Source organism: Salinibacillus aidingensis, assembly GCF_055393355.1.
In genome coordinates this window covers 3,084,820-3,096,985 of record NZ_AP043759.1, presented here as the reverse complement: position 1 = coordinate 3,096,985, position 12,166 = coordinate 3,084,820, and the positions used below count along the sequence as shown (strand labels likewise).

At 44.6% G+C, this 12,166-nt stretch carries 9 protein-coding genes and 1 pseudogene; all 10 read left to right on the top strand.

Translation table 11 applies throughout. The features are described 5' to 3' along the window. The first annotated feature begins 8 nt into the window (after positions 1-8). The 10 genes and pseudogenes from meaB to glpX all read left to right on the top strand — a co-directional run bounded on the left by meaB (position 9) and on the right by glpX (position 12,049). A complete protein-coding gene (meaB, locus tag ACZ5OK_RS16010) occupies positions 9-947 on the top strand; it encodes a methylmalonyl Co-A mutase-associated GTPase MeaB (protein WP_343838622.1) in 939 nt (312 codons plus the stop codon). Between the two features lie 5 nt (positions 948-952). Further along, positions 953-1,576 carry a TetR/AcrR family transcriptional regulator gene (locus ACZ5OK_RS16005; protein WP_343838621.1) on the top strand — a complete coding sequence of 208 codons (624 nt, stop codon included), beginning with the start codon at positions 953-955 and terminating at the stop codon, positions 1,574-1,576. A 23-nt stretch (positions 1,577-1,599) separates the two neighbouring features. Continuing rightward, positions 1,600-4,845 carry a fused isobutyryl-CoA mutase/GTPase IcmF gene (icmF, locus tag ACZ5OK_RS16000; protein ID WP_343838620.1) on the top strand — a complete coding sequence of 1,082 codons (3,246 nt, stop codon included), beginning with the start codon at positions 1,600-1,602 and terminating at the stop codon, positions 4,843-4,845. Between the two features lie 522 nt (positions 4,846-5,367). Continuing rightward, positions 5,368-5,877 (top strand): DNA-directed RNA polymerase subunit delta, encoded by a 510-nt coding sequence (rpoE, locus tag ACZ5OK_RS15995; protein WP_343838619.1) that lies wholly within the window; start codon positions 5,368-5,370, stop codon positions 5,875-5,877. 273 nt (positions 5,878-6,150) lie between these two features. Further along, on the top strand, positions 6,151-7,752 hold the full coding sequence (locus tag ACZ5OK_RS15990; RefSeq protein ID WP_343838618.1) for a CTP synthase: 1,602 nt from the start codon (positions 6,151-6,153) through the stop codon (positions 7,750-7,752). 225 nt (positions 7,753-7,977) lie between these two features. After that, a complete protein-coding gene (locus ACZ5OK_RS15985) occupies positions 7,978-8,343 on the top strand; it encodes a response regulator (protein WP_343838617.1) in 366 nt (121 codons plus the stop codon). 178 nt (positions 8,344-8,521) lie between these two features. Next, a pseudogene (locus ACZ5OK_RS15980) lies at positions 8,522-8,872 on the top strand (class II fructose-bisphosphate aldolase); the annotation flags it as partial. A gap of 94 nt (positions 8,873-8,966) precedes the next feature. Continuing rightward, complete coding sequence (gene fsa / locus ACZ5OK_RS15975; protein WP_343838616.1) at positions 8,967-9,608, top strand: fructose-6-phosphate aldolase; 642 nt, start codon at positions 8,967-8,969, stop codon at positions 9,606-9,608. Between the two features lie 105 nt (positions 9,609-9,713). Continuing rightward, positions 9,714-11,000 (top strand): UDP-N-acetylglucosamine 1-carboxyvinyltransferase, encoded by a 1,287-nt coding sequence (locus ACZ5OK_RS15970; protein WP_343838615.1) that lies wholly within the window; start codon positions 9,714-9,716, stop codon positions 10,998-11,000. Between the two features lie 77 nt (positions 11,001-11,077). After that, positions 11,078-12,049, top strand: a complete 972-nt coding sequence (gene glpX, locus ACZ5OK_RS15965) for a class II fructose-bisphosphatase (protein WP_343838614.1) — start codon at positions 11,078-11,080, stop codon at positions 12,047-12,049. Positions 12,050-12,166 lie beyond the last annotated feature (117 nt).

Sequence of the window (12,166 nt, the reverse complement as noted above, 5' to 3'; positions counted from 1 at the left end):
AAGATTCGATGCATTCACTGGCTGAACGGATACAGAAACAGGATCAGCGGGCGTTAGCGAGAGCGATTTCCATGGTGGAAAATGATGACCAGGAGAAGCTGTCTCTTCTGAGTGATATTGCTTCCCTCAAAAAACAGTCCTATTACATCGGGATTACCGGCTCTCCTGGTGCAGGTAAAAGCTCGTTAGTCGATCGACTGGTTACTCATATAAGGGAACAGGACTTGACGGTTGCGGTCATTGCCGTTGATCCGACGAGTCCGTTCAGCGGTGGGGCATTGCTCGGTGATCGTGTGCGCATGCATCACCATTTTACCGACCCGGGTGTATTTATTCGCAGTATGGCAACAAGAGGGAGTCTCGGTGGGCTTGCCCGCTCAACGAAGGATGCCATACGTGTGTGTGACGCATACGGTTTTGATTATGTCATTGTTGAAACAGTAGGCGTGGGCCAATCTGAGCTTGATATTATGAAGGTTGTGGATACAACCGCTGTGGTTCTTACACCGAACAGTGGCGATGTCCTGCAGATTTTTAAAGCAGGCATTATGGAAATTGCCGATTTATTTATCATTAACAAAGCAGACCTGGATGGAGTGGGAAAACTCCGGGGTCAACTAAAGGATTTTCTGCACATCATGGATCCTGATGGCTGGAAGGCGCCGATCGTTGAGACGATTTCAACGGAAAATAAAGGCATCGAAAAGCTTTGGGAAAAGTGCCGGGCCCATGAAACGTATTTAACAGAAACCGAAGAAGGAAAACAAAAGAGACAGGAGCAGCTCAGCTTTGAGGTCTATGAGCTGATACGTGAGGAATTGTGGAAGGACGTTGCCGAATTTATTGAAGCAGATGAGGCCAAACGGCAGGAGCTTCAGCAAATGGAGGATCCCTATCAAATAGCCGAACAGTGGCTCTCAGAATGGAAACGAACGTACAGGGGGTGAATAGGATGGTAAAAAATGTGCCCACCTCGATTAAAGACCAGTTTTTAATTGAAAAACGCCGGAATCAGATGGTGAAGGGGGCTGTGACCCTGTTTAAAGCAAAGGGGTTTCACCGTACAACAACGAGAGAAATTGCTGAAGCTTCGGGCTTTAGTATCGGAACCCTCTATGAATATATTCGGAAAAAAGAGGACGTCCTTTTCCTGGTCTGTGATTATATTTATGAACGGGTAAAAGAACGGATGGGGCAGGTGCTCGATATGGAAAAGAAAAGTGTGGACTGCTTAAGTGATGCGGTACGCTCTTATTTCAGGCTGATGGATGAGATGCAGGATGAGGTGCTGGTGATGTATCAGGAGGTAAAAGCCTTATCCAGAGACGCTCAGGAGTATGTGCTGCAGAAGGAACGGGACATGGTGCATATGCTTGAGGTTGTAATCGGGAACAGCCTGCCCTATTCCATAGCGGAAAAGGACCTGAAGCTTGTGGCGAACAATATTTTTGTTCACGGACAGATGTGGGGATTCCGCCGGTGGCTCATGCAGAAGGAGTTTACCATTGAAGAATATACGGATAAGCAGATTGACCTTCTGTTTCAATCACTGAACTTACCGGAACGTTCATCGTAAAAAAGCAAGGGAGGAGACAACAGATGGGGAAAACAGAGGTTTATAAGCCGAAAAATCCAATACGTTTTGTAACCGCTTCCAGCTTGTTCGATGGTCACGATGCATCGATTAATATTATGCGCCGGATTTTACAGGCAAGTGGAGCGGAAGTCGTTCATCTTGGCCACAACCGTTCTGTGGAAGAAGTCGTCAATGCAGCTGTTCAGGAGGATGCAAACGGAATTGCGATTTCCTCCTATCAGGGCGGACATGTGGAGTATTTTAAATATATGGTGGATTTGTTGAGGGAAAAAGGAGCCGGCCACATTCGTGTTTATGGAGGTGGCGGTGGTGTGATCATCCCGCGGGAAATAGAAGAGCTTCATGAGTATGGTGTAGCGGGCATCTTTTCACCGGAAAACGGCCGGGAGCTTGGACTGCAGGGAATGATTAACACCATGTTGGAAGAATGTGATCAGGCCGTCCAGAGTACACAGCCTGAAGTGGATATTGATGGTCTTAAAGCTGGAGAGCCCAAGGTCGTCGCGAAAATGATTACCTATGTTGAAAATCAGACGAATCACAAGGAAGAAACAGCCGCCCTTTTAGAGCAGGCGACCAGGGATAACCTCGATACGGTTCCTGTAATGGGAATAACAGGTACAGGCGGAGCAGGCAAAAGCTCATTAACAGATGAACTGATTCGTCGGTTTTTAAATGAAATTCCGGAAAAAAAGCTGGCCATTTTATCCATTGATCCAACAAAAAAGAAAACAGGTGGAGCATTGCTTGGGGACCGGATTCGGATGAATGCCATCTTCAATGACCGTATTTACATGCGCTCGCTTGCAACCCGGGGGTCCCGAACAGAGCTGTCCCATTCGATACACGACGCGATTGAAGTGGTCAAAGCCGCCGGATATGACTTTATTATTGTAGAAACAAGTGGCATCGGCCAGGGAGATGCGGCCGTTACCGATGTAACCAACCTATCTATGTACGTGATGACCAGTGAATTTGGTGCTCCTTCCCAGCTTGAAAAAATTGATATGATTGATTTTGCCGACTTTATCGTCATTAACAAGTTTGAGCAGAAGGGATCAGAGGATGCCCTGCGTCAGGTTCGCAAACAGTATCAGCGCAGTCATATGCTATTCGACCAAAGTCCGGAAACCATGCCAGTGTACGGGACCATTGCCAGTCAGTTCAATGATCAGGGGACCAATACCCTCTTTCGTGCATTAATTGATAAACTGAACGAAGACTACCAATGGGATGTGACAACTTCACTGGAAAAAACAAAGTATGTGGAAAAGCAGAACCTCATTATTCCGAATGAGCGGAAGCAATATTTACGGGATATAGCCCAAACGGTCAGGGGCTATCATAAAAAGGCGGAACAGCAGGCAGAGGCCGCACGAAAGCTCTATCAGCTAAAAGGAGCTGCCGAGGATATCAAAGAGGGCTCGGTCGTAAAAGAGCTCCATCAGACCATTGAAGAGTACGAAAAACAGCTTGATCATGAAAATACGGAAATGCTGGAAAACTGGGATGAACTGAAAGAGCAGTATAATCAGGATCAAATAACGTATAAAGTACGCAACAAAGAAATTACGATGGATCTGAAAACGGAGAGTCTGTCGGGATTAAAGGTTCCTAAAGTGGCCCTTCCTGCCTATAACGACTGGGGGGATCGTCTGCTCTGGATGCTGAAGGAGAACGTACCCGGAGCCTTTCCATTTACGGCAGGAGTATTCCCGTTTAAGCGAAAGGGAGAGGACCCAACCCGTCAGTTTGCAGGGGAAGGAACTCCGGAACGGACGAACCGCCGCTTTCATTATTTATCCAAAGATGAACCTGCCAAACGGTTAAGTACGGCGTTTGATTCCGTGACGTTATATGGTGAGGACCCTGATGAACGTCCGGATATTTACGGAAAGGTTGGTGAAAGCGGGGTTAATGTCTGTACACTGGAGGACATGAAGAAGCTGTATGATGGCTTTGATTTATGTGATCCGACCACCTCAGTTTCAATGACGATTAACGGCCCGGCCCCTATTATATTAGCGATGTTCTTTAATACGGCAATTGACCAGCAGGTGAAAAAGTTTAAGGAAGAGCAGGGCCGGGAGCCGGATGCATCCGAATATGAAAACATTAAAGCGAAAACCTTATCGGTCGTAAGAGGTACGGTTCAGGCTGACATTTTAAAGGAAGACCAGGGACAGAATACGTGTATCTTTTCTACGGAATTTGCCCTTCGTATGATGGGGGATATTCAGCAGTATTTTATTGATAAAGACGTGCGAAACTATTATTCTGTGTCCATTTCCGGCTATCACATTGCCGAAGCAGGCGCAAACCCAATTACACAGCTGGCCTTTACGCTTGCCAATGGCTTCACCTACGTGGAGTACTATTTGAGCCGGGGGATGGATATCAATGACTTTGCGCCAAATCTATCGTTCTTCTTTTCCAACGGGCTTGATCCGGAATATTCCGTGATTGGCCGGGTGGCAAGAAGAATCTGGTCCATTGTGATGAAGGAAAAGTATGGAGCCAATGAGCGAAGTCAAAAACTGAAATATCATATTCAGACTTCCGGGCGCTCTCTCCATGCTCAGGAAATCGATTTTAATGATATTCGCACAACCCTGCAGGCGTTAATTGCTATTCAGGATAATACGAACTCCCTGCATACGAACGCCTATGATGAGGCCATTACGACACCGACAGAGGATTCTGTGCGCCGTGCAATGGCCATTCAAATGATTATTAATAAAGAGTTTGGTTTAACGAAAAATGAAAACTCCATCCAGGGCTCCTTCATTATTGAGCAGCTCACGGACATGGTGGAGGAAGTGGTTCTTCAGGAATTTGAACGAATCAATGACCGAGGCGGAGTACTGGGAGCGATGGAGCGTCAGTATCAGCGTGGAAAAATCCAGGAGGAATCCCTTTATTACGAGGGTCAGAAGCATTCAGGAGAGCTGCCAATTGTAGGTGTCAATACCTATCTGAATCCAAACCCTGTATCCGAAGACGATATTAACTCCATGGAGCTTGCCCGTGCGTCTAAGGAAGAAAAAGATCAGCAAATTAAACATCTCCGCCAGTTCCAGAACCAGCACAAAGACAAAACAGAAGAAGCACTTGATCGACTGAAAAAAACAGCAGCAGAAAACGGAAACATTTTCGCCGAACTTATGGAAACCGTAAAACACGCCAGCCTGGGCCAAATCACCAACGCCCTCTACCAAGTAGGAGGCCAATATAGAAGGAATATGTAGGCAGAAAAGCGGAGGCGACTGTTCAGGCCCGACAGCATAAGCATAACCCCCGGAGTGGCGTGGTTTTGGCCACGTAGGGGGTTATGCTTATGACTGCTTGGGCCTAGGAGCCGCAGCTGGACAGGCAGAAAAGCGGAGGCGACTGGGCCCCGCAGCTAGACAAAGAAATTCTGGAATGGCAGAATATAAAATGGAAGACATCATAACAAACTATAAAACGTAGAGATATTACATCCATTCATAATCATTGATGGCATGAACCGATGGAGGCGATGATGGCGGATTCCTGTTGCCTTTATTCTCCCGCCATCATCGCCTCCAGGAGTTCATCGTTTATCCTCTATATTGCAGGATGAAAAATATAACACTACCATTTTCAAACCTTAATCTCGCCTCATCACTTGAAAGTTAGTAGCATAAATGCTATTTTTTTGTATATAATGTATACTATGGTTAAAACCGGAAAACATGAAGTGTGAAGCGTTGTTAGGTTAGCAAATGATAGAAAAGGGAGTGCTGGTCATGGGCTTGGAAACATACACTCAAGAAGAATTAGAAGAAATGTCAATGTTAAATGTAGCCATTGAAATATTAGCTGAAGAAAAACGGGCAATGGAATTCAATGAACTATATAACCTGGTAGCTGAAGCAAAAGGGTTTACCACTGAGCAAAAAGAAGAAAATATCTCCCAGTTTTATGCTGAATTAAACATAGATGGACGATTCCTGACAGTGGGCTCTAATATGTGGGGAGCCAAGCGCTGGTACCCAGTTGATCAGATTGATGATGATGTTCATCATACAGGTGGCAAAAAGAAGAAAAAGAAAAAGAAGAAGAAAAAAGAAGAACCAAAAGAAGAATTGCCTGAAGCGCCCCCTGAGGATGACCCGGAAGATAACATAGAAGATGATTTAGCCGATCTTGATGAGGATCTGGATCTGGATGAAGATTTAGATGAAGACCTGGATGAGGGCTTTGATGATGAAAAAGGTGAAGACACCTCCTCCAGTGATAATAAAGATGAAGATTAAAAACAGTATTGACTTTCCTGAAAGAAATGGATAGAATTTTATTTGGGCTCTTTAGAACGGATTGAAGCGCTCCCGATGATAAGTCGGGGGCGCTTTTCGTATTTTATATAGAGAATGATAAGCTCTATAAAGAATCGGGACAACCCGCGTATTCTTTTGGTTATATTTACTTAAATCGGTCAAACTAAGGCCGTACATATTTTTAGTCAATTAGGAATCAGCTATAATTTTCACTTATACTATTTAGCTTTAGAAATGGAAGAGGGGTAGAAAATGACAAAATACATCTTTGTAACGGGTGGGGTTGTTTCCTCATTAGGAAAAGGAATTACAGCTGCATCACTGGGCAGATTGTTAAAAAATCGGGGACTGAGCGTAACCATTCAGAAATTTGATCCTTATCTCAATGTGGACCCCGGAACCATGAGCCCTTACCAGCATGGCGAGGTTTTTGTTACCGAAGATGGTGCAGAAACAGACTTGGACCTCGGGCATTATGAACGTTTTATCGACATTAATTTAAATAAATACAGCAACGTAACGACAGGAAAGGTGTATTCTTCTGTTATCCGCAAAGAGCGTAAAGGAGAATATCTGGGAGGCACCGTTCAGGTTATTCCTCATATTACGAATGAAATCAAGGATCGGGTTCTCCGTGCCGGGAAAGAAACCAATGCCGATGTGGTCATTACCGAAATCGGAGGAACAGTTGGCGACATTGAATCTCTTCCGTTTTTAGAAGCGATCCGCCAGATCAAAAGCGATATCGGTAAAGACAATGTGATGTACATCCATTGTACACTCGTACCTTACATTAAGGCAGCAGGCGAACTGAAGACAAAGCCGACCCAGCATTCCGTGAAGGAGCTCCGTTCACTTGGGATTCAGCCGGATGCCATTGTCTTAAGAACAGAGCAGGAAATCAGTCAGGGAATGAAGGATAAAATTGCGTTGTTCTGTGACATCAATAAAAAAGCGGTTATTGAGTTAAAGGACTGTGACGTGCTGTATGAAATTCCTCTGGAGCTTAAAGAACAGCAGCTGGATGAACTTACCTGTGACCACTTTGGATTATCCTGTGAATCCGCTGATATGACTGACTGGCATAAGCTTGTCGACAATGTAAAAAACCTGACGGAAACCGTAACGATTGCACTGGTTGGTAAATATGTTGAATTGCAGGATGCGTATTTATCCGTCGTTGAGGCGCTTAAGCATGCCGGCTATACCTATAATTCAGACATCGATATTAAATGGATCAATGCCGAGGATGTTCATGAAGAAAATGTTGCCGAAGTTTTAAAGGGGGCAGACGGAATTCTTGTTCCAGGCGGTTTTGGTGACCGGGGCATTGAAGGAAAGATTACCACGGCCAAATACGCAAGAGAACATCACATTCCTTTCCTTGGAATCTGCTTAGGTATGCAGCTTGCTTCCGTCGAATTTGCCCGTCACGTATTAGGAATGAAGGACGCACATTCATCAGAGTTTAAACCTGATACCAAAGCACCTGTGATTGACCTGCTACCTGAACAAAAAGACATTGATGATTTAGGCGGAACCCTTCGTCTCGGTGTTTATCCATGTAAGCTGGAAAAAGGAACGAAAGCCTACGAAGCCTATCAGGATGAGGTCGTTTATGAGCGCCATCGTCACCGTTATGAATTTAACAATCAATTCCGCCAGCAAATGGAGGAAAACGGATTTGTATTTTCCGGGACAAGCCCTGATGGTCGTTTAGTGGAAATTATTGAATTAAAAAATCATCCATGGTTTGTGGCTTCCCAGTTCCATCCTGAATTTAAATCCAGACCAACAAAGCCGCAGCCATTGTTCCGTGACTTTGTCAAAGAATCCCTGAATCATAAAAATTAACCATGCACAAAGGCTGATCTGAAAGTGTCATGTGGGCACTTTTGGTATCAGCCTTTTTTGTTAGCATTCAACTTAACCCTTTCATATTTCCAATTCTCATCCTGCAAAAACTTTCAAAAATCACCAATTATGTAAAAAATATAGAGGAATTTTTCTGATTATATCGAAATGTAAAGGTGTGTGTGTTGTGAACGGTTTAAATACGTTATACATAGGGTGATGTTAATGGAAGGAAAAATGATGTACATTGTAGATGACCAAATGGGCATACGATTATTATTAAAAGAAATTATTTTAGATGCAGGCTATGAGGTGAAGGAATTTGAGAACGGCCAGGAAATGCTGAAGGAATGTGAAACCGGACAGCCTGCGTTTGTTTTTGTGGATTATAATATGCCTCTAATGAATGGGAGGCAAGTTGCTGAAGAACTGGAAAAACGCTTCGGTGAGGAAACAGGGGTTTGTATAATGAGTGGTTTTTCCATTCAGGAGACCGATTTAAAGGAAACCCCATCGAATGTAAAGAAATTTTTGGAGAAGCCCTTTGATGTAGCTGAAGTAAAAAGCCTGTTAAAGCAACATGTCTCCTAGGAAGTCCATTCGGCTAAAACACTCATTTTATGAACGTTTTTGTCGACAGCGGTTGGCGCTCCTTTTGTTGCACATGGTAGTCTGTCTTGATATGCTATAAAAGTGATAAGATTTACATAAAGTAAGGATGTCAGGATTATCTCAAAGACAGCTCGTATGTGTAAAAGGAGGCTCTGTCATGCCGTTAGTATCCATGAAAGAAATGCTTAACAAGGCGAAAGACAACGGATATGCAGTCGGGCAGTTTAACTTGAATAACCTTGAATATGCACAAGGGATTTTACAGGCAGCTGAAGAAGAAAAGTCTCCTGCTATTTTAGGTGTATCTGAGGGTGCAGCGCGTTACATGGGTGGGTTTAATGTTGCGGTTTCTATCGTTAAATCATTGATGGACTCCTATGGCTCAACTGTACCTATCGCGATTCATCTTGATCACGGATCCAGTTTTGAGAAATGTGCTGAAGCCATTCAGGCGGGCTTCACCTCCGTTATGATCGACGGCTCTCATTATCCTTTAGAGGAAACTTTGGTTCATCAAACAAGTCATAACATTTATAAAAGGAAGCCGTCTGAGGGATGGTTTCCTTTTCATGCATGACTGAAATTAAAGGGGAGGGAATATCATGAAGTTTTTTGTCGATTCTGCAAGTATAGAGGAGATTCGGGAAGCAAAAGCACTCGGAGTATTAGCAGGGGTAACGACCAACCCGAGCCTTGTGGCTAAAGAGGGTGTCTCCTTTCATAATCGTTTAAAGGAAATCACTGCTGAGGTTGACGGCTCTGTCAGTGCAGAGGTCATTTCCGAGGATGCGGACGGAATGTTAAAAGAAGCAGAGGAACTCGCAGCCATTGCACCGAATATAACCATTAAGGTTCCAATGACTCTTGAAGGACTAAAAGCCGTTAAAACTCTAAGTGATAAGCATATCAAGACCAACGTAACCTTAGTATTCTCCGCAAATCAGGCATTACTGGCAGCGCGTGCAGGCGCTACATATGTATCTCCGTTTCTCGGGCGGCTTGATGACATTGGCCACAATGGCATTGATTTAATCGCCCAGATTTCTAACATTTTCAACATCCACGATATCCACACAGAAATTATTGCAGCATCCATACGCCATCCTATGCACGTGACAGAAGCAGCCGCAAACGGTGCTCATATTGCCACTGTCCCTTTGAAGGTTCTGAAAAGTTTAGTGAAGCACCCATTAACCGATCAGGGAATTGAGAAATTTCTTAATGATTGGAATCAACAGAAGTAAGCATAAATCTTATGATATGGTAAAAAATAATTGTATAAAATCTATAGGGAAGTATAGATACAACCATTTACAACTTTTGGTAGTTGTTAGAGGAGCGTAATCAAGATGGAAAAATTGTTAGTGGAGGGCGGGAAGTCTCTCAAAGGTGAGGTGCGAATCAGCGGAGCGAAAAACAGTGCTGTTGCGCTGATTCCTGCTACCATTCTGGCTGAGTCCCCCGTCACTATAGAGGGACTTCCGTATATATCGGATATACAAATTTTACGAAACCTGCTTGAAGAAATCGGCGGTAAGGTGGATCAGTCCGGACAGGATATTACCGTTGATCCTTCAGCTATGATTTCCATGCCTTTGCCGAATGGGAAGGTGAAAAAGCTCCGTGCTTCCTATTATTTCATGGGTGCCATGCTGGGGCGTTTTAAAAAAGCAGTTATCGGTCTTCCTGGTGGCTGTAATCTGGGTCCCCGCCCGATTGATCAGCACATTAAAGGATTTGAAGCCCTGGGAGCTAAGGTGACCAATGAGCAGGGAGCGATTTACCTTCGAGCGGATGAATTAAGAGGGGCAAGAATTTATTTAGATGTGGTTAGTGTTGGCGCAACCATCAATATTATGCTTGCTGCTGTAAAGGCAAAAGGAAAAACTGTGATTGAAAACGCAGCTAAAGAGCCGGAAATTATTGATGTGGCCACGCTTTTAACCAGTATGGGTGCAAAGATTAAAGGAGCAGGAACCGATGTGATCCGAATAGAAGGGGTCGATCACCTGAGCGGCTGTCAGCATACGATTATTCCTGACCGTATTGAAGCAGGAACCTATACGATTATTGCGGCAGCGATTGGTGAAGAGGTTCTGATTGATAATGTCATCCCGACACACCTGGAGTCCATTATTGCGAAACTGCAGGAGATGGGAGTCATTATTGATGTTGTTGAGGATCAATTAATTGTTCGTGGCAATAAGAGAATGAAAAGTGTTGATATCAAAACGCTGGTTTATCCGGGGTTCCCGACAGATTTGCAGCAGCCGTTTACAACCCTGCTTACTCAGGCAGATGGAACTGGGATTGTAACGGATACAATTTACCAGTCACGCCTGAAGCATATTGATGAACTGCGGCGCATGAATGCAGATATAAAGGTTGAGGGAAGTTCAGCTGTTGTAGCCGGGCCCGTACAGCTGGAAGGTGCTAAAGTAAAAGCAACTGATCTCAGGGCTGGAGCGGCACTTGTGGCTGCAGGCCTCGTGGCAGAGGGAATCACGGAAATTGCCGGGCTGGAGCATATTGACAGAGGCTATGAAGACCTGACAGGAAAATTAAAACAGCTGGGTGCAAATGTATGGCGTGAAAATATGACGGAGGAAGAAGCTGAACAATTCCAGAATTCGTAATGACATTGTTTTCCATGGGATATGAGAGAAAATATAAAAAGATAAAGAGATAGAGAAAATCAGGGGAGGAACTAACCATGGAAAGAAGTTTAACAATGGAACTCGTTCGGGTAACAGAGGCGGCGGCATTAGCCTCTGCCAGATGGATGGGAAAAGGAAAGAAGGAAGAGGCTGATGATGCAGCGACAACAGCCATGCGAAAGGTTTTTGATACCATCCCGATGAAAGGAAGAGTCGTCATTGGAGAGGGAGAAAGAGATGAAGCTCCCATGCTTTACATCGGTGAAAGATTGGGCAGTGGCGATGGTCCGGAAGTGGACATTGCGGTGGATCCACTGGAAGGAACCGATATTGTTGCCTTAGGTGTCTGGAATGCCTTAGCCGTTTTAGCTGTTACGGATCGGGGCAAAATGCTGCATGCTCCGGATATGTATATGGATAAAATCGCAGTAGGCCCTGAAGCGGTAGGAAAAATTGATATTAATGCTCCGGTAAAAGATAATCTGGAAGCTGTGGCAAAAGCGAAAAATAAAGATGTGGAAGATGTGGTCGTAACGGTACTGCACCGTGAACGTCACAGCCGCATTATTGAGGATATTCGAGAGGCCGGAGCCCGTATTAAGCTGATTCCAGCCGGCGATGTTGCCGCAGCCATTAATACAGCCTTTGATCATACAGGTGTCGACATGCTGCTTGGAATCGGCGGCGCCCCTGAAGGTGTCTTAGCAGCTGTTGGCTTAAAATGTTTAGGCGGTGAGCTTCAAGGGAAGTTAGTTCCACAGAATGACGAAGAATACCAACGCTGTTTGAAGATGGGCATCGATGACGTAAGCCGCGTACTCACCATGGAGGATCTCTGTGGCGGAGACGATGCCATCTTCACAGCCACAGGGGTTACAGACGGCGAGCTTTTGAAAGGCGTGCAGTTTAAGGGCTCCAAAGGAACAACCGAAACCGTCGTCATGCGGGCAAAATCGGGAACAGTACGATTCATCGACGGCAATCACAGCCTGCAGAAAAAACCAAACCTTGTGATGAAAGATAGCTAACAAATAGAAAAAGTGCTAAGCAGAGAACATCCTGCTTAGCACTTCTCATATGAAGGTTTTTTGGGGTATTTATGAACGGTCAGTTTTAATCCATAAATGCATTCCTTTATTTGAGTA

Bases quoted from the DNA above. Each gene is read 5' to 3' on its own strand.
- meaB (WP_343838622.1), top strand. From the start codon at position 9: ATGCATTCACTGGCTGAACGGATACAGAAACAGGATCAGCGGGCGTTA.
- ACZ5OK_RS16005 (WP_343838621.1), top strand. From the start codon at position 953: ATGGTAAAAAATGTGCCCACCTCGATTAAAGACCAGTTTTTAATTGAA.
- icmF (WP_343838620.1), top strand. From the start codon at position 1,600: ATGGGGAAAACAGAGGTTTATAAGCCGAAAAATCCAATACGTTTTGTA.
- rpoE (WP_343838619.1), top strand. From the start codon at position 5,368: ATGGGCTTGGAAACATACACTCAAGAAGAATTAGAAGAAATGTCAATG.
- ACZ5OK_RS15990 (WP_343838618.1), top strand. From the start codon at position 6,151: ATGACAAAATACATCTTTGTAACGGGTGGGGTTGTTTCCTCATTAGGA.
- ACZ5OK_RS15985 (WP_343838617.1), top strand. From the start codon at position 7,978: ATGGAAGGAAAAATGATGTACATTGTAGATGACCAAATGGGCATACGA.
- fsa (WP_343838616.1), top strand. From the start codon at position 8,967: ATGAAGTTTTTTGTCGATTCTGCAAGTATAGAGGAGATTCGGGAAGCA.
- ACZ5OK_RS15970 (WP_343838615.1), top strand. From the start codon at position 9,714: ATGGAAAAATTGTTAGTGGAGGGCGGGAAGTCTCTCAAAGGTGAGGTG.
- glpX (WP_343838614.1), top strand. From the start codon at position 11,078: ATGGAAAGAAGTTTAACAATGGAACTCGTTCGGGTAACAGAGGCGGCG.